The 16,087-nt window shown below is 68.8% G+C and carries 17 protein-coding genes; 7 read left to right on the top strand and 10 right to left on the bottom strand.

Annotation, left to right across the window (positions count from 1 at the left end; all coding sequences use genetic code 11):
• Positions 1 to 1,184, bottom strand: a 1,184-nt coding sequence (locus tag Q664_RS27645; protein WP_043402285.1) for a PAS domain-containing protein, incomplete at its 3' end; no start/stop codon positions are given.
• 221 nt (positions 1,185 to 1,405) lie between these two features.
• Here Q664_RS27645 and Q664_RS59375 point away from each other — a divergent pair.
• Positions 1,406 to 1,555 (top strand): hypothetical protein, encoded by a 150-nt coding sequence (locus tag Q664_RS59375; protein ID WP_160174517.1) that lies wholly within the window; start codon positions 1,406 to 1,408, stop codon positions 1,553 to 1,555.
• Positions 1,556 to 1,578: 23 nt separating this feature from the next.
• On the opposite strand, the gene Q664_RS27650 is transcribed toward Q664_RS59375, so the two are convergent.
• Positions 1,579 to 2,169, bottom strand: a complete 591-nt coding sequence (locus Q664_RS27650) for a hypothetical protein (protein ID WP_043402287.1) — start codon at positions 2,167 to 2,169, stop codon at positions 1,579 to 1,581.
• Positions 2,170 to 2,311: 142 nt separating this feature from the next.
• On the opposite strand from Q664_RS27650, the gene Q664_RS27655 reads away from it, so the two are divergent.
• A complete protein-coding gene (locus tag Q664_RS27655; RefSeq protein WP_043402289.1) occupies positions 2,312 to 2,983 on the top strand; it encodes a response regulator transcription factor in 672 nt (223 codons plus the stop codon).
• On the top strand, positions 2,980 to 4,482 hold the full coding sequence (locus Q664_RS27660) for a sensor histidine kinase (RefSeq protein ID WP_043402291.1): 1,503 nt from the start codon (positions 2,980 to 2,982) through the stop codon (positions 4,480 to 4,482). Before Q664_RS27655 ends, Q664_RS27660 begins: the two co-directional genes overlap by 4 nt.
• Positions 4,483 to 4,578: 96 nt before the next feature.
• On the opposite strand, the gene Q664_RS27665 is transcribed toward Q664_RS27660, so the two are convergent.
• Together Q664_RS27665 and Q664_RS27670 are read right to left on the bottom strand one after the other, a co-directional pair.
• On the bottom strand, positions 4,579 to 5,571 hold the full coding sequence (locus Q664_RS27665) for a dioxygenase family protein (protein ID WP_043402294.1): 993 nt from the start codon (positions 5,569 to 5,571) through the stop codon (positions 4,579 to 4,581).
• Between the two features lie 83 nt (positions 5,572 to 5,654).
• Positions 5,655 to 6,584 carry a helix-turn-helix transcriptional regulator gene (locus Q664_RS27670; protein WP_326938746.1) on the bottom strand — a complete coding sequence of 310 codons (930 nt, stop codon included), beginning with the start codon at positions 6,582 to 6,584 and terminating at the stop codon, positions 5,655 to 5,657.
• 126 nt (positions 6,585 to 6,710) lie between these two features.
• On the opposite strand from Q664_RS27670, the gene Q664_RS27675 reads away from it, so the two are divergent.
• A complete protein-coding gene (locus Q664_RS27675; RefSeq protein ID WP_043402301.1) occupies positions 6,711 to 7,700 on the top strand; it encodes an SDR family oxidoreductase in 990 nt (329 codons plus the stop codon).
• 55 nt (positions 7,701 to 7,755) lie between these two features.
• Here Q664_RS27675 and Q664_RS27680 read toward each other — a convergent pair whose 3' ends face one another.
• Positions 7,756 to 8,970 carry a pyridoxal phosphate-dependent aminotransferase gene (locus Q664_RS27680; protein WP_043402304.1) on the bottom strand — a complete coding sequence of 405 codons (1,215 nt, stop codon included), beginning with the start codon at positions 8,968 to 8,970 and terminating at the stop codon, positions 7,756 to 7,758.
• Between the two features lie 563 nt (positions 8,971 to 9,533).
• Between Q664_RS27680 and Q664_RS27685 the strand changes: the two genes are divergently transcribed.
• Positions 9,534 to 10,856: an ammonium transporter gene (locus Q664_RS27685; protein ID WP_235216899.1), complete on the top strand. Its 1,323-nt coding sequence runs from the start codon at positions 9,534 to 9,536 to the stop codon at positions 10,854 to 10,856.
• On the opposite strand, the gene Q664_RS27690 is transcribed toward Q664_RS27685, so the two are convergent.
• Positions 10,857 to 11,702 (bottom strand): SDR family NAD(P)-dependent oxidoreductase, encoded by an 846-nt coding sequence (locus tag Q664_RS27690; protein ID WP_043402307.1) that lies wholly within the window; start codon positions 11,700 to 11,702, stop codon positions 10,857 to 10,859. It abuts the gene before it with no gap.
• 48 nt (positions 11,703 to 11,750) lie between these two features.
• Between Q664_RS27690 and Q664_RS27695 the strand changes: the two genes are divergently transcribed.
• A complete protein-coding gene (locus tag Q664_RS27695) occupies positions 11,751 to 12,377 on the top strand; it encodes a TetR/AcrR family transcriptional regulator (RefSeq protein WP_043402308.1) in 627 nt (208 codons plus the stop codon).
• 10 nt (positions 12,378 to 12,387) lie between these two features.
• Here the strand turns inward: Q664_RS27695 and Q664_RS27700 are convergent, their stop codons facing one another.
• From Q664_RS27700 to Q664_RS27715, 4 genes are all read right to left on the bottom strand, one after another.
• Positions 12,388 to 12,642: a hypothetical protein gene (locus tag Q664_RS27700; protein WP_043402311.1), complete on the bottom strand. Its 255-nt coding sequence runs from the start codon at positions 12,640 to 12,642 to the stop codon at positions 12,388 to 12,390.
• A gap of 101 nt (positions 12,643 to 12,743) precedes the next feature.
• On the bottom strand, positions 12,744 to 13,208 hold the full coding sequence (locus tag Q664_RS27705; protein ID WP_043402314.1) for an FBP domain-containing protein: 465 nt from the start codon (positions 13,206 to 13,208) through the stop codon (positions 12,744 to 12,746).
• Between the two features lie 44 nt (positions 13,209 to 13,252).
• Positions 13,253 to 14,677 (bottom strand): MATE family efflux transporter, encoded by a 1,425-nt coding sequence (locus Q664_RS27710; protein ID WP_043402318.1) that lies wholly within the window; start codon positions 14,675 to 14,677, stop codon positions 13,253 to 13,255.
• A complete protein-coding gene (locus Q664_RS27715) occupies positions 14,674 to 15,366 on the bottom strand; it encodes a RibD family protein (protein ID WP_043402321.1) in 693 nt (230 codons plus the stop codon). Before Q664_RS27715 ends, Q664_RS27710 begins: the two co-directional genes overlap by 4 nt.
• Before the next feature lie 59 nt (positions 15,367 to 15,425).
• Here Q664_RS27715 and Q664_RS27720 point away from each other — a divergent pair, with 59 nt between their 5' ends.
• Positions 15,426 to 15,968 (top strand): hypothetical protein, encoded by a 543-nt coding sequence (locus Q664_RS27720; protein ID WP_152622377.1) that lies wholly within the window; start codon positions 15,426 to 15,428, stop codon positions 15,966 to 15,968.
• The last annotated feature ends 119 nt before the right edge of the window (positions 15,969 to 16,087 follow it).

Below are 16,087 nucleotides of genomic sequence, written 5' to 3' on the forward strand. Positions count from 1 at the left end.
TGGATCTCCCCTCCCGTCGCGGGAGTGGTGCCCGTCACCTCCTGGCCGAGCACCGCCTGTCCCGTCTCCAGTACCTGGCGGCGCATGGGGGCCAGCTGGCTGGCCAGTCCGGGGAGGAGCTCCTTCACCCCCTGGCCCAGGATGTTCTCGATGGGGGCGCCGATGATGTCCGCCAGCATCTGGTTGACGCGCACGTAGCGCAGATCCCGATCCATGAAGGACAGCCCCACCGGGGCGGTGGTGAGCAGGGTGTCCAGCAGCGCCAGGGCCTCCTCCGTCTTCTGGCGCTCGCGCACCAGCTCCGTCACCTCCACCGCGTGGACGAAGACGCCCTCCACCCGTCCATCCGCTCCCCGGTTGGGCGCGTAGACGAAGTTGAAGAAGCACTCCACCGGGCGGCCACCGTTGCGGTACACCCAGACCCGCACCTCGTGGCCCACGGCCGGCTCGCCCGTGCGGTAGACGTTGTCGAGCAGCACGCGGAAGCCCTGATCCTCCAGCTCGGGCAGGGCCTCGCGCAGGGGCTTGCCCAATATCTCCCGCACGCCGATGGCCTGGTGGAGGCGGGGGTTGGCCAGGGTGAGGACGTGCTCGGGCCCTTCCAGCACGAAGATGAGCGCGGGCGCTTCCTGGAAGAGGGCGGCCAGGCGCTCGCGCTGTGCCTCGGACTCCCTCAGCAGCCGGGCGCGCGTGGCCTCCTCCTCCTGGTGCGCGGTGAGCTCGTTCTGGCGCTGCAACTCGTCGCGCTGGACGGTGTACGCGTCCACCGCCTCGGCGATACCGGTGACGATGAAGGAGGCCAGGTGCTGCACCTCGGTGTGGGAGAGGGACACGCCCTCCTGTCTCGCCTGCTCGAGGATGCAGTCGTGGAGGACGCCGTACTCCCGCACCACCGTGGGCAGTTTGAAACCCTGACCCAGGCGCTGGCCTCCGTGGAGCCGGGCCTCGGCGCTCCGGTCTGGCACCGCGGCGGCCGCGCTGTCCCCGGTGTGGCGCAGCACCGTGGCCAGCTCCAGGAGGTAGTCCCCGATGTGGTCCTCGAGGGCGGAGCGGCTCCGGGGCCCGGATGTCAGGTCCGCCTGCAGACGCTCGAGCCACTGGCGGGTGATGGCCTCCCGCCGGGAATCCAACAGGTCCGCCAGGGAGGCAGGTGGGCTCGTGGACCGATGTGTCTCGAGGTTCACTCCGGATTTCCTCCCCCGGGCCTCGGAGAGAAGCCCCGTTCCACTGAGACATCAGCAGAATGGGAAAGTAGTCCCCACCTGGCCGGAACGCGCCTGGGGCCCTACGTACGACCCTGGGGTGGATGCCAGACACACGGGCAGTGCCCAGGGGTCGCATGGCCGCCTGGTGACCACTCCCTGGAGCCCGAGGCATCCCCGGGAGCGGCCGGGCGTTACCGGGGATGGAGGGTCTGACTCCGAGGGGAGCCATCAAGCCCCGGAAGCTGGGCAACCCGGTCTCGAAGATGACCCTGGTCGCCGGCAAACGCATCGGGGGCGCGTTGCGCTCGGAGTATGCGCGTCAGCAGAAGCGCCGCGATACGCGGCGCTGAGGGACTTCAGGGCAGGGGAGTGCTCAGTAGCGGCGGTCCTTGCGGTCCTCGCGCTGCTCCTGCCGGTCCTGCCGCACCTCCTGCTTGCCGAGCCGCACCAGTTCCACGATGAGGTCGCGCTTGCGGTTGAGCTGCGACGGGGCGCGGGCCCCCATGAGCGAGTTCAGCTCCCGGGCGATCGTCTTGCGTGCCGTCAGCGAGGCCGCCTCCGCGCGCGCGTCCCGGACATCGTCCCGGTTCTCCGCGCGGCTCTCCCCCCACTCCCGCCGCGTCTCGGCGCGGGCCTGGAGCTTCTCCTTGCTGCCCTCGGCCAGCTCCGCCCTCAGCAGCTCGCGCAGCCGGTTGTCCACCGCGGCCAGCTCGGCGGCGTTGTTCCGTTGCGACCGCGCCTTGTCGAAGCGCGCCAGCACCCGCTCCAACTCCGCCACGTCCATCCGGTCATCCCTGCGCTCGGCGGCGTTCTGGCGCTCCTCGTGGCGGTCCGGCGCGCGGATCTCGCGGTTCTCCGGCGTGCGCAGCAGCGGCAGCTTCTGGTTCTGGTTCTGGGCCTGCGCGGAACCGGCGAGGAGCAGGGCGGCGACGAGGGCGGAGGAAAAGGGCTTCAGCGTCTTCATGGTGGAGACTCCCGGTGTGGGTTGCTGCCAACACCCCTCTGGACGGGAGGGCCGGGTTTTTATTCTGTCCCCCAATCTTCACGAGGAGGCCGGGCGGCATCTTGAGATTCTCTTAAGACACACCTGGTAGGACATTGGTGCCATGGGTGAACGCATCCTGCTCATCGAGGACGATCCGCAGCTCGGCGCGCAGATCGCCGATTTCCTGGGCCGTGCGGGCTTCGAGCCCACCTGGTGGACCGGAGGGCGTCCGCTGCAGCCGGGGGAGTCCTCGGCCTACGGGCTCATCATCCTGGACCTGATGCTGCCCGGCACCTACGGCCTGGACATCCTCCGGCAGCTCCGCGAGGGCTCGGACGTGCCGGTGCTCATCCTCAGCGCGCGCAACGATACGGCGGACAAGGTGCGCGCGCTCAAGCTGGGCGCCGATGACTACATGACCAAGCCCTTCTGGCCCGAGGAGCTGGTGGAGCGTGTCCGCGCACGGCTGCGCCGGCCGGTGATGCAGCGGCAGAGCCTCCTGGAAATCGGCGCACTGCAGGTGGATCTCCAGTCGCGCGAGGTGCGGGTGGAAGGCAAGCCGGTGGAACTCACGCGCGTGGAGTTCGATCTGCTGGCCGCACTGGCGAAGCGGCCCGGTGCGGCGGTGACACGCCAGTGGCTGGTGGAGAACGTGTTGGATCCGGAGCGGGAGGGCTCCGAGCGGACGCTGGACGTGCACGTGTCGCGGCTGCGCCGCAAGCTGGGCCCCGGCAAGCACGTGGAGACGGTGTGGGGCATCGGCTACCGGCTGGGCGAGGGAGGCGAGACGTGAAGCTGCGGATGCGGCTGGCGCTCACGACGGTGGCGGTGGCCATCCCCGTCGCGCTCTGCATGGCGTGGATCCACCGGGCCGTCGAGGCCCGAGCACTCGAGACGGCCCTCTCCGAGTACGCCCTCGTGCACATGCTCTCGGGAGGACGCGAGCGCTGCGAGGCCGCTCCCGAGTCCTGGAGCAGCGAGCCCCGGGGGCCACCGCCTCCGGGAGAGTGGAAGGAGCCGGGCTCGAGACCTCCTCCGGAGTGGCGGTCCGGAGGCCCTCCGCCGCTCCCTCCCGGAGGGGGAGGTCCAGGAGGCCCAGGCGGGCCCCGTCCGCCTCGAGGCACCCGGCTGTTCGCCTATGACTCGGAGCTCTCGGCCCGCAACCCCGCCGCGCCCCGCCTGGACGCGTCGCTCGTGGAGGCCATGCGGCGGGGGCAGGATGTGGCCAGCCTGTCCTCGGGTTTCGGCATGCGGGAGCCGCGGCGGATCCTCGTCCGGATGCCCTGGGGCACGGGGCCGTGTGCCTTCGTGCTCGTCCACTGGCCGGAACGCTCCGGCCCGAGGGAGAAGTTCCCGTCCATCCCCCTCGAGTTCTGGCTGTTCCCCTCGGTGCTCGCGCTGGCGGGAGTGCTCTTCGCGCTGGGGCCGGTGGTGGGCCGTCTGCGCCAGCTCACCCGCGAGGTGCGGACCTTCGTGGGCAGTGCCTACCAGGGCTCCATCACCCTGCGCGGCAACGATGAGATCTCCGAGCTGGCGCGGGCCTTCGACGAGGCGGGACACGAGGTGCGCTCGCAGATGGAGCTCAAGGAGAAGCGGGAGCAGACCCTGCGCTCCTTCCTGGAGAACACCACGCATGACGTGATGATCCCCCTGACGGTACTCCAGGGGCACCTGGCCGAGCTGCAGCAGCGCGCGGCACGGGGCGAGACGGTGGAAGCCTCGGTCGTCGCGGCGGCGAGCCAGGAGGCCCACTACATGGCGGCGCTCATCCACAACCTGGGGGCCGCGGCACGGCTGGAGGCGGGCGAGCCCTCTGTGCAGCGGGCTCCGGTGGATCTCAATGCGCTGGTGGAGCGGTGCATCGGCCGCCATCGTCCCATCGCGCGGGGCCAGGGCGTGCAGCTGGACTACGCCGTCCCGGAGGCACCGGTGCGGGTCATCGGGGACGACACGCTCATCGAGCAGGCGGTGAGCAACGTCATCTACAACGCCGTGCGCTACAACACTCGCGGAGGCCATGTCGCCGTGGTGCTGGAGCGCCTGCCGTCGAACACGTTCCGCCTGCGGGTGTTGGACGACGGGCCCGGCATTCCCGAGAACGAGCTCTCCCATGTGGTGGAGCGGCGCGTCCGGGGTGATGCGGCACGCACACGTGGGCCCGGTGGGCACGGCCTGGGCTTGAACATCGCCTGGCGGGTGTCGGTGCTCCACGACTGGCGCCTGCAACTGGGGCCCTCGGAATACGGAGGGCTCCAGGTGGACTTCCTGGGCGAGCTGCCTCCCCCCTCCTGAGCCACGGAACGGGAGGCACCTTCCGGCCGCGCGGCGGACCAACTGGTCCAACAGTCGGACCAGTTGCTTTCGTGCGCGACCGGAGCCTTCCTCCGTTCAGGCTCCCGGAGGCGGGGGAGGCGTGCCGCCGTCCCAACCCGGAGGAGGACGCACGCCGCCATCGCCAGGAGGAGGACCACCGGGGCCGCCAGGGCCGCCGCTGCCGCCCGGAATCTGGCACGTCGGGTTGGAGAGCGAGGAGCGGATGACGAGCGTCTTCCAGGCCAGCAGCGCGCCATCCGGCATCCGCTGGGTCTGGAACGAGTATTCGGCGGCGCTCTCCGCGGAGATGACGGTGTCGTTCGAGTTCGTCGTGTCGCGCGGTCCGCGATCCTTGTAGAGCGGCTGGGTGCCGATGATGTCGTCGTTCAGCGCGTCGTCGAAGACGAGCTGGGACGTCACGTACTCGTTGCCGTTGACGCGGACCGTGAAGTGGATGTGGATGGTCCGGCTGCTGTACCAGCCCGGGAAGCAGGTATCGAAGTCCACGCGGCCGTTGGCATCCGCCGTCTGCACTCCGCGGAACCACCGGGCGGAGGTGGCGCTCGGGTCGTCCGCGGTGCAGAACGTGCTGGCGTCCTCACCCGAGTAGAGCCCCTCCGGCGCGGCATGCCAGATGTCGACGCTGGCGCCCGGGATGGGATTGCAGGACTCATCCACCACGAGGAACGCGAGACGCACGGGCAGTCCAGCGTGGTTCTCGCTGATGTCCTTGCGGTCGATCGTCTCCGCGTAGCAGGGGCCGAGGGTGGCCTCGCAGGTGAGGGCGCACACCGTGCCGATGCCCGAGGCGAAGGGGTTGGGGTAGGAGCTGGCGGCGGTCATCGCGGCCGTGCCTCCGGTGGCCCAGAAGCCGGGATCGGTGGTCCCCGCGTCCGTGCCGGTTCCACCGTCCGTATCGGTCCCATTGCCCGTGTTTCCGTCGGTGCCCGGACCGCAGGCCAGCAGATGACCCAGGGGCGCGGCCACCAGGGCCAGGCCAATGCCACCGAGCACCTTCCGGCGCGTCAGGCTCACGGGTGAGTCGTCTCTCTTGATGTCGTTGCTCATCCTGTTCCTCCTGGAGCGGCGGCGATGGCCGCTCCGTGTTCTCCCCTCGAGGACAGTTTTCGCGCGAAGGTCTTAAGAAAGCCTTACGTGGCGCGGGGCCGCGTTCCGTAGAGAGCGCTCAGGTCGTTCGCGAGCGCTCCGAGCCGGGCGCGCAGCTCCGGTGGCTCGAGGACCTCGGCTCCCCGGCCGAGCTGGACGAGCTGCGAGAGGGCGATCGAAAGGCGTTCGAAGTCGATGTTCACGGTGCCCGCGCGGATGCGCTCGCGCTCCGAACCCGGACGCATCGCCGCGAGTGCCTCGGCTCCCTCGGCGGTGAGCCGCAGCGTCACTTCGTAGCGGGCCCGCTGGGTCGCGAACCGCTTGCACCAGTCCTTCCAGAAGGCCCGGAGCTCGAACTCCGCGGGCCGCGCGAACGTGTCGGTGAGCATGCGCGCCGCCTCCACCCGTGCGCCCCGGAAGACCTTCGTCACGCCCTGGTCGTCGGCGACGAGGTACCAGTGGTCGCCCTTGATGACCAGGCCATGGGGGTCGACCACGCGGGTGCTCCGCGCGCCCTCGAAGTCACGGTAGGCCAGCCGGACCTTCCGGTCCTGGAAGACCGCCTCGCGAAGCACGGCCAGGTGGGGCACCGGATCCTTCTCGCCGAACCAGGAGGAGCCATCGATGTGGAGCCGTTGCCGGGCGTGCTCGGCGGCCGTCCGCTGCACGCTGGGGAGCGCCGCGGCGAGCTTCACGAGCGCCGTCCGCAGCGGGCCCGCCAACCCGAGGTCATCCAGGGCATCGATGGGATGTGCGCTCGCGAGCGCCTGGATCTCCGGCTCGGTGAGGCCGGTGAGGTGGGTGCGCCAGCCCGGCAGCAGCCCGATTCCCCCGGTCGAGCCGGGTTGGGCGTACACGGGAACTCCCGCGGACGAGAGTGCATCCAGGTCCCGGTAGATGGTGCGTGGAGACACCTCGAGGCGCCTGGAGAGCTCCTCGGCCGTGTGCCGCCTTTCGTCCTGGAGCAGGAGCATCAGACTCACCAACCGGTCCGCGCGCATGGAAAACAGCGTAGCGCCCATTCCTGACAGGAGGTGTCAACAATCGCCGTTTAGGGTCGCCGCCCTCATCTTGAAGATGTGGACGCCGGAGGAGACGCCATGAAGAAGACGCTGGAGGGAAGAATCTGCCTGGTCGCTGGAGCCACCCGGGGGGCGGGGCGCGCGATCGCCTGCACGCTGGGAGAGGCCGGAGCGACCGTCTACTGCACGGGCCGCAGCACGCGCGCGCAGACGGAGCGGGGGAAGGGTCCGGGCCCGCTGCTCGAGCTCGATAGACGTCCCGAGACGATCGAGGAAACGGCCGAACTGGTCACCGCACGGGGAGGCAAGGGGATCGCCGTACGCGCCGACCATACGGTGGAGTCCGAGGTCGAGGCCCTTTGCGCGCGCATCCGGGCCGAGCAGGGCCGGCTGGACGTGCTCGTGAACGACATCTGGGGCGGGGACGAGTTGACCGAGTTCGGCTCACCCTTCTGGAAACTCTCCCTGGAGAAGGGGCGCGTGCTGCTCGAGCGGGCCATCTGGACCCACATCGTGACGAGCCGCCATGCCGTGCCCCTCATGCTCGAGGGGCAGCGCGGGCTGATCATCGAGGTGACCGATGGCGATCACTTCGGCTATCGCGGCAACCTCTTCTACGACCTGGCCAAGATGTCGGTCATCCGCCTCGCCTTCGCGATGGCCAACGAGTTCCGGAAGAAGCCCGGGATGACGGCCCTCGCCGTGACGCCGGGCTTCCTCCGCTCGGAGGCGATGCTCGCGCACTTCGGCGTCACCGAGGCGACGTGGCGGGATGGGGCGGCGAAGGATCCCCACTTCATCGCCTCGGAGACGCCTTACTACGTGGCGCGCGGGGTCGCGGCGCTCGCGGCGGATCCGGAAGTCCGGCGCAAGGCGGGCCGTGTCTTCAGCTCCTGGGATCTCGCGAAGGAGTACGGCTTCACCGATGTGGACGGGCGGAAGCCGGACTGGGCGGCCTACTTCCGCGAGGCGTTCGGGCACGTCTACAACGTGGCGGATGAGCGCGCGTACGCCTCGTGGTTCGACGGACCCATCGACCTCGCGTTCCCGGACTTCATCAAGGACTGAGTGCGACGGGGGACGGGGAGCGTTCAGCTCCCCGCCTCACGACGGCCGCTCATCGCTACGTCCCGCGCAGCAGCGCGGCGCGCAGCAGCTCCGCGCCCTCGAGCACCATCTTCGTGTCGCAGCTGAAGGCGAAACGGATGGCGTTCTCGCACGAGTGGCCGAAGGCATCGCCCGGCGCGCTGCCGATGCCCTGCGCCGCCAGCCGGGCGGACAGCGCGTCCGCGTTGGGCACATCCAGCCGCGAGTACAGGGACGGCTCCAGCTCCGCCCACACGTAGAACGCCCCGCGCGGGGTGAAGGGGCGCACGCCCGGGATTCCCTCCAGCGCCTTCACCAGCACGTCGCGGCGCTGGCGGTACTCGGCGCGCATCGCCTGCAGGGGCTCCTGCGGCCCCGTCACCGCCGCCAGCGCGCCCCACTGCGCCAGGCTGTTCACGCCGTTGATGGTGCAGCGCAGCAGCTTCTGCACGCGTCTTTGCAGCAGCGGCCACGGCGTATGCAGATAGCCCGTGCGCAGTCCGCTCATCGCGTGGCTCTTGGAGAAGGAGTAGACGCTGATGACGCGCTCGGCCTGGTCCCCGGCCAGCGACGCGACGGAGTGGTGCACGTGCGGCTCGTAGATGACGTCCTCGTAGGCCTCGTCCGAGACGATCCACAGGTCATGCTCGCGCGCCAGGGCGACGATGGCCTCCAGCGTCTCGCGGGGCATGACGGCGCCGGTCGGATTGTGGGGCGTGTTGAGGAAGATGGCCCGCGTGCGCGGGGTGATGGCCGCCTGGATGGCGTCGGGGCGGTAGGCGTAGCCCTCCTCGGCGCGCACGGGCACGCCCACCGGCTTGCCGCCGGCGAGCTTCACGTTCTCCGCCACCTCGGTCCACATGGGATCCGGCAGGATGACCTCGTCCTCGGGCGCGAGCAGCGCGCCGAAGGTCACGTACAGCGCGTGCATGGCGCCATTGGTGAGGAACACCTGCTCGGCCGTGGCGCCCTTGATGCCGTTCTTCTGGCGGAGCTTGTCGGCCAGCGCCGCGCGCAGCTCCGGGATGCCGTCGTTCGGCACGTAGTGCGTCTTGCCCGCCCTCATCGCCGCGGCAATGGCCTCCGCCACGTGCGGGGCGATGGAGAAGCTGGGGTCGCCAGACTCGAAGCGGATGACCCGCTTGCCGGTTGCCTGGGCACGGAGCAGCCCCTCGCGAATCTGCACGATCTTTCCGAAGGAGATGGCGTCCAGGGTGTGGGCGGGAAGCTTCTCGGTCACGGCCGTTGACATCGTCTTGTGCTCCTCTGAACTGCGGGTGGCGGGGGGAAACAGGTGGGGGGAAATAAAAAAGCCCACCAGCGCGGGGCTGGCGGGCTCGAAGGAACGACCTCCAAAGCAATCACCTAACCAGAGCCCCGTTCGTAGAGCCGGCTGCGCTTGGCTTTGAGGAGGGTGTCCAGGGTAGTGAGCATGGAAGGGTGGTGCTTGAAAACTGAATCCAACGTCATGATGCGGCGCATCACGGCCCCTGTCAACCCATCAATACATTCCTACGAATTTGTAGGAATTCATCGGTGGGCCGACAAAAACGTAGGAGGCAGCGCCCGGCGCCCTCTGGCCGAGAGCGGGGAGGGCGCGGCGGATGTCCTCCGGGCGCTCGGAAGGAGTCCTACGAATTTGTCGTTTCCCAGGGGCCGTCCGACAAATTTGTAGGGCCGGGACAGGCGAAAATTTTCGCCAGGCAGGCGTCTCCTTCCCATGATTCCGAGGGGATACGCCGCACCCGGGTCTGGCCTTCCGGTTGCACTGGCTTCGAGGTGCGCGGGCCCACGGGGCCCATACCGTGCGAGGTGATGATGCCGGGCGGAATCGTCGGAGCGGATGTGGCGTGGGTGCTGGTAGCGAGCGCCCTGGTGATGTTGATGGTGCCAGGGTTGGCGCTCTTCTACGGAGGCATGGTGCAGGGCAAGCACGTGCTCTCCACCCTCATGCACAGCTTTGGCGCTCTGGCGGTGGTGACGGTGGTCTGGGCGCTGTGGGGCTACTCGCTTGCCTTTGGAGAGAGCCATGGAGGGCTCATCGGAGGGACCACCCACCTGTTCATGAGAGGGGTGGGGCAGGAGGCCAAGGGCACGCTGCCGCATATCCTCTTCTTCCTCTTCCAGGGCACCTTCGCCGCCATCACCCCCGCGCTCATCAGCGGGGCGTACGCCGAGCGGCTCAAGTTCTCCGCCTTCCTCCTCTTCACCGTGCTGTGGGCCACGTTCGTGTACGCGCCCGTGGCGCACTGGGTGTGGGCACCGGACGGCTGGTTGCTGAAGCTGGGCGCGCTCGACTTCGCCGGTGGGGCCGTGGTGCACCTCACCAGTGGTGTCTCGGCGCTCGTGGTGGCGCTCGTGGTGGGCCGCCGCCGGGGCGCGCGTCAGCCCCCGCATAACCTCACCTTCACCCTGTTGGGCGCGGGGCTCCTCTGGTTCGGCTGGTTCGGCTTCAACGCGGGCAGTGCGCTCGCCGCCAACGAGCTGGCCGCCGTCGCCGCGGCCAATACCCACCTGGCGGCCGCGGGCGGCGCCGTGGCGTGGGGGCTCGTGGATCTGCTGCGTCTGAAGAAGGTGACCGCCCTGGGCGCCGCCAGTGGGCTCGTGGCCGGACTGGTGGGCATCACCCCGGCGGCCGGTTTCGTCTCGCCCATGGGCGCGCTGGCCATCGGTCTCCTGGCCGGCGGGGTCTGCTACGGCGGCGTCCTCCTCAAGGAGCACCTCCGCTACGACGACGCCCTGGACGTGGTCGGTGTGCATGGTGTTGGCGGAGCGCTCGGCGCCCTGCTCACCGGGGTGTTCGCCACGGTGGCCGTCAACCCGGCCGGCGCCGATGGGGTGATCGCGGGCGGCAACTGGGCCCTGCTGGGCAAGCAGGCGCTCAGCATCCTGGCGGTGGCCGCCTTCTCCGCGCTCCTCACCTTCATCCTCCTCAAGGTGGTGCAGGCCGTGGTCGGTCTGCGCGTGGACGCCGAGGCCGAGTACGAGGGGCTGGATCCCCACGTGCATGGCGAGCGCGCCTACCACACCGGCATCTCCCTGGGCGGCCATGGCATGACGCCGCGCGAGGCCTCGGCTCCGAAGGCCCGCGAGCCGGAGAAGGCGCCGCTGGGCGCCGACCCCGTGATGGAGGGTTGATCACCCGTCCTTGTTCAGCAGCTTCTGCCGGCGCAGCCTGGCGCCCGCCACCAGCAGCGTCTGGTAGAGCGTTGGCAGCGCGCGCTGCACCAGGTCGATCACCACCGCGTCGGTGCCGATGAGCTGGCGCCGGCGGTTCTTGAGGATGGCCTGGAGGATGTTCTCGGCCGCCACCTCCGGCGAGGTGGCGAAGGCCTTCTCGAAGTCGCTGTTGGCCTGCTCGTCTACCCAGCCCTTCCTCGCGGTGAAGCGGGCGTTGCGGGCGATGTTGGTCTTGATGCCACCGGGGTGCACGCTCGTCACGCCGATGGGGAGCCCTTCGACCTCCAGCTCCTGGCTCAGCGCCTCGGTGAAGCCCTTCACCGCGAACTTCGCGGCGTTGTAGGCGCCCTGCGTGGGCACGCCGATGAGCCCGAAGACGCTGGAGATGTTGACGATGTGCCCATCCCCGGCGGCCTTGAGGTGCGGCAGGAAGGCCTTGGTGCCGTGCACCACGCCCCAGAAGTTGATGTTCATGAGCCACTCGAAGTCCTCGTAGCGCATGTCCTCGATGGTGGCGCCCAGGGCCACCCCGGCGTTGTTGATGATGATGTGGACGCCGCCGAGCTCGCGCGCGACCTGCGCCGCCCAGGCCTCGACTTCCGCGCGTCGAGCCACGTCCACCCGGGCGGAGAGCACCTTGACGCCCGACCGGCGGCACAGGGCCTCCGTCTCGGCCAGCCCCTGCTCGTTCACATCCGAGATGGCGACATGGCAGCCCTTCTGCGCGAGCAGCTTCGCCGTGGCCCGGCCGATTCCCGAGCCCGCACCCGTGATTGCCGCGACCTTGCCCTGCACTGTCTTCATTTCTGACTCCCGGTGGGGTGGAGCGACTGTGGTACGGTCTGGTACCAGATGCAAGCGCCCCCCGAGACTGGCGGCCCCCGCCCAGGAAGTGATGGCACTCCGAGCCGTGTCCGGCTGCTCCAGGGGCTGGCGGCCGCCATCACCGAGAAGGGCTACGCCGCCACCACCATCGCGGACATCGTCCGGCACGCCCGGGTGTCCAAGCGCACCTTCTACGAGCACTTCGAGGACAAGGACGCGTGCTTCCTCGCCTCGTACGTGGCCGCCAGCGAGGAGACGCTGCGCGCGATCGACACCGCCGCCGCGGCTCCGGGTCTCGCGTGGAAGGAGCGGCTCCACGCCGCGACGCGCGCGTACCTGGACGCGCTCGAGGCGAGGCCCGAGGTGACGCGGACGTACCTGTTGGAGATTCACGCCGCCGGCCCGCGCGCCTTGCAGCTGCGGCGAGAGGTGCACCAGCGCTTCGCCGATCAGCTGCGCGGCCTGGTACGGATGGCGCGAGAGGAGAACCCGGAGCTGCGCGCGCTGTCACCCGCGATGGCGACGGCGCTCGTCGGAGGCATCAACGAGCTGGTGCTGGTGGCGGCCGACAAGGGACGCGCGGGCCAACTCCGCGAGTTGGCGGATACGGCGGTGGAGTTGATGCGCGCGGTGCTCGTGGCGCCTGAGACGTAGGCGGCCGGGCCTACTGCTGTACGGGGGCGTGATCCGCGTTGTCGACGATGGAGCGAGCCCCGGCGGCGTGGGCGCAATGGGCGCAGCAGTAGAAGGTGCCGTTCGCCTCGATGCCGTGGCCCAGCACCTTGCAATCACAGTGGTCGCAGACGGGCGCCAGCTTGTGGATGGCACACTCGAAGCTGTCGAAGGTGTGGGTGACGCCCGCGGTGATGACCTGGAAGGCCAGGTAGTAATCGTTGCCACAAACCTCGCACTTGGCCATGGAAGCCTCCTGCGAGGAGAGTGGGTCCTCTTGCTTCCCGTGTCAGCCGCTGGCCCTCACCCGGGCCTCCAGCCGCTCGCCTGTCCGCCTGCTCGCACCCGTCAGCTGAACTCCATGCCCAGCGCCTCGCTCGCGAAGCGCGACATGCGTTCGATCAGGTGCTTGTTCTCGTCCACGACACTGCGGCCGGCCCTGTTCATCTCCGCCTCCAGCCGCTCGTTGCAGCGGAGATCCAGACAGAGGTTCACGCCCACGCGGCGCTTGGAATCGACGTCCGTGGTGAGCAGTCCGATCTGATCCGCCGAGCCAGCGGTCCGGCACCACTCACACACCCGGAGGGCCAGGGCCTTGTCTCCCTGCTGGTCGCGGCGGAAGGCAATCCCCGTGGGCCGCTTGCCACCCGGCGCGGTGAACACCAGGAACACGCGAACCCCATATGGATCCACCCACGCCAGGTAGTCACGGACGAAGAGGGGCAGCTGGGTGCCCTTGGGCAACTCGACGTGTTTGCGATCCCGTGAGCGGAACGCGCTCAGTAGCTCTTTCTCTGTCTCGATTCGGAACATGTTGGCCTCCCACCCCCGTGACGAGGAATGTTGCCGATCACTGACTACGCTTCTCCCGTTTCGTGACCGAAGATCTCCCCCGGATTCGGCACCGCTGCCCCCTCCGTGGGCTTCTTGGCGAGCGACCGCATCCATCGGCCCGAGAAGTAATACGCCATGCTGACGATGAGCGACACGACGAAGCTCAGGGAGATGGCGTACCACACGCCCGTCACGCTCCCCATGCGCCGCGAGAGCCACCAGGCCACGGGGACCCGCACCACCCAGAGGCTGATCAGCGTGAACACCGTGGTCGTCAGGGTGTGTCCCGCCCCGTTGATGATGCCGTTGCTGACGAAGATGAGGGCGAAGAGGACGTAAGCGCTTCCCACGATGTGCAGGTAGGAGACGCCGGGCGCGATGACGGCGGGATCCGAGACGAAGATGCGCAGCAGCGCCTCCGGGAACGCCACGGCCAGGGCCGAGATGAGCAGCGTGATTCCTCCGCTGAACAGGCAGCCCCAGGTGAAGACCTCGCGCACGCGGTGGTAGTGGCCCGCCCCGAGGTTCTGCGCGGTGATCGTCGAGATGGCCATGCCGAAGGTCATGGCCGGCATGAAGGCGAGTTGATCGATGCGGGAGGCCGCGCCGAAGGCGGCCGTCGCGATCTCCCCGAACCCGTTGACGAGGCCCGTCACCAGCACCATGCCGATGGAGACGAGCGACTGCTGGATGGCCGAGGGTACCCCGATGCGCAGCGTCTGCCGGGTGACGGGCCCCAGGTGGCTCAGTCGTGGCCACGAGGGAGCGACGGGGAGCTTCCTCCAACGGAGCCAGCTGATCAGGGCGGCGAGTGCCACCGCCTGGGAGATCAACGTGGCCCAGGCGGTTCCATTCAGTCCGAGCTTCGGCAACCCCGCCCAGCCGAAGATGAGGACGGGGTCCAGGGCCGTGGTGAAGAGCACCGAGGCGAGCTGGAAATAGAGCGGTGTCTTGGAGTCGCCCACGCCCTGGAGCATGCTCCGGAGCAGGAAGAGACCGAAGCTGAAGGGCAACGAGAGCAGGAAGATGCGCAGGTAGCTGACGGACTCGTCGAAGACCTCCGGCGGGGTGTCCATGGCGCGGAGGATGGCGGGCGCGAAGAGCTCGCCCAGGAGGGTGAGCACGACTCCCAGCGCGTACGTCAGCACGGTGGAGCTGTCGACGACCTTGCGCAGCTCCTCCATGTTCCGGGCGCCGTAGTTGCGCGACACGAGGATGTTCGTGGCCAGGGTGAGCCCCATGCCGATGGCGAAGAGCACGAAGATGACGGGGAAGCTCACCGTCACGGCCGCGAGCGCCTGGTGGCCCAGGAACTTTCCGACCCAGATGGCGTTGATGAAGCTGTAGGCCGTCTGCAGAAAGCTCCCGATCAGCATCGGGATGGAGAAGGCGACCATGTGCCTGGGGATGCTGCCGGTCGTGAGGTCGCGTCCAAAACCGGGTTTCATCGCTTCACCTTGTACCGCACCCAGAGCATGTCGCCCTTGCGCTTCTCCATGGAGATCAGCTTGAGCTGACGAGCGGGGCCTCGGCCCTCCTTCGCATCGAACAGCGAAGGCGTCCCGATGCTCCCGTCCGCGACAGGGGCCAGCAACAGACTCAGCTCGTCGATCAGGTCCGCGGCGAGGAAGGAGCCGTTGATCTTTCCGCCTCCCTCGAGGAGCAGCTTCTTGATGCCGAACTCCTTCCGGAGCTTCTGCAGCACCCGCTCGAGGTTCAGCTCCGTCTTGCCTCCGAACACATAGGAGACGCCCTTGGACTGGAGGAAGGCCAGGTAATCGTCCGAGACCTTCTCCGTCAGCACGGTGATCACATGCTCATCGTCGATGGAGCTGGAGCTCCAGGTGAGCTTGCCGGATGGATCCAATGCGATCGCGTAGGACTCCGCGTCGTGCTTCGCGATGAAGTCCGTGCGCGGAATCGGCTCCCGCGTCTTGCGCACCGGGACCCGGGTCTTCCCCGCGTAGGGCTCCATCGACACCCGGCCGATGATCCACGCATCCGCTCCGAAGGTCTCCGCCGTGCTCTCGTATTCGGCCAGGCCACTCGGGGGAAGCTTCCAGCCCTTGACCACGATCCGGCCATCGACCGAGGGAACCATGTGGCAGATGATGTACGGCCGTGTTGCCTTGTCCATCCGTCTCCTCCGTGCGGCGCACCTTGACCCAACGCCGCGGCCCGGGCAATGAAGGTTCGATGAGGCGCGGAGTGTCGCTCGTCGAGATGCTCGTCGTTGGACTGCTGCTCTTCCTCCTGCTCGGCGCCGCCGCGGTGCTCACTCAACGTTTCGTGGCTCCCTCGTACCGGCCGCTCGTGTGGGGACTGGGGCTGCTGATGCTGGGGGCCTACCTGGGTGTCTTCGTCGTGGGGCTCCGGCAACTCGGCAGGACGGCTTCGGCCTGGGCCGAGGCCATGCGGAGAGCGCGTGACTTCGAGCGGGTCTGTGCCGGCTTCGCACTCGCGCTGCCCGAGGACGGGGAGTGGAGCTCGAAGCGGGGACTGCTCGGCGATGAAGCCGCCCTGACCCCCGAGGCTCGCGAGCGCCTCGTGGACTCGGCGGAACGCTTCGAGCGCGTCCTGGCGGAGCACCCGGCGTTCAAGGGCGTGGCCTCCTCGCCCGGCGAGATCATCATGCGCAGGCGAGGGGACCACTGGCGGCTTCTCTGGCGCGGGGACGGAGGGGATGAGCGGATCCACTCCGAGGGTCCCCTCTCCGAAGCGACGCCTGGATCAACGTGAAGCGTCGCACTTCGTGACCTCCTTCACCATCTCGATGAACGCACGCAGGCCCGCCGGTACGTGACGATGGCTGGGGTAGAGGACGCACGGCTAGACCCTCACCCTAGCCCTCTCCCAGA

This window comes from Archangium violaceum Cb vi76, from assembly GCF_000733295.1.
Lineage (GTDB): Bacteria > Myxococcota > Myxococcia > Myxococcales > Myxococcaceae > Archangium > Archangium violaceum.

Excerpts from the sequence above, each read along its gene's own strand:
- Q664_RS59375 (WP_160174517.1), top strand. The coding sequence starts at position 1,406 with ATGGAGGGTCTGACTCCGAGGGGAGCCATCAAGCCCCGGAAGCTGGGC.
- Q664_RS27650 (WP_043402287.1), bottom strand. The coding sequence starts at position 2,169 with ATGAAGACGCTGAAGCCCTTTTCCTCCGCCCTCGTCGCCGCCCTGCTC.
- Q664_RS27655 (WP_043402289.1), top strand. The coding sequence starts at position 2,312 with ATGGGTGAACGCATCCTGCTCATCGAGGACGATCCGCAGCTCGGCGCG.
- Q664_RS27665 (WP_043402294.1), bottom strand. The coding sequence starts at position 5,571 with ATGAGCAACGACATCAAGAGAGACGACTCACCCGTGAGCCTGACGCGC.
- Q664_RS27670 (WP_326938746.1), bottom strand. The coding sequence starts at position 6,584 with ATGCTCCTGCTCCAGGACGAAAGGCGGCACACGGCCGAGGAGCTCTCC.
- Q664_RS27675 (WP_043402301.1), top strand. The coding sequence starts at position 6,711 with ATGAAGAAGACGCTGGAGGGAAGAATCTGCCTGGTCGCTGGAGCCACC.
- Q664_RS27680 (WP_043402304.1), bottom strand. The coding sequence starts at position 8,970 with ATGTCAACGGCCGTGACCGAGAAGCTTCCCGCCCACACCCTGGACGCC.
- Q664_RS27685 (WP_235216899.1), top strand. The coding sequence starts at position 9,534 with ATGATGCCGGGCGGAATCGTCGGAGCGGATGTGGCGTGGGTGCTGGTA.
- Q664_RS27690 (WP_043402307.1), bottom strand. The coding sequence starts at position 11,702 with ATGAAGACAGTGCAGGGCAAGGTCGCGGCAATCACGGGTGCGGGCTCG.
- Q664_RS27695 (WP_043402308.1), top strand. The coding sequence starts at position 11,751 with ATGCAAGCGCCCCCCGAGACTGGCGGCCCCCGCCCAGGAAGTGATGGC.
- Q664_RS27700 (WP_043402311.1), bottom strand. The coding sequence starts at position 12,642 with ATGGCCAAGTGCGAGGTTTGTGGCAACGATTACTACCTGGCCTTCCAG.
- Q664_RS27705 (WP_043402314.1), bottom strand. The coding sequence starts at position 13,208 with ATGTTCCGAATCGAGACAGAGAAAGAGCTACTGAGCGCGTTCCGCTCA.
- Q664_RS27710 (WP_043402318.1), bottom strand. The coding sequence starts at position 14,677 with ATGAAACCCGGTTTTGGACGCGACCTCACGACCGGCAGCATCCCCAGG.
- Q664_RS27715 (WP_043402321.1), bottom strand. The coding sequence starts at position 15,366 with ATGGACAAGGCAACACGGCCGTACATCATCTGCCACATGGTTCCCTCG.
- Q664_RS27720 (WP_152622377.1), top strand. The coding sequence starts at position 15,426 with ATGAGGCGCGGAGTGTCGCTCGTCGAGATGCTCGTCGTTGGACTGCTG.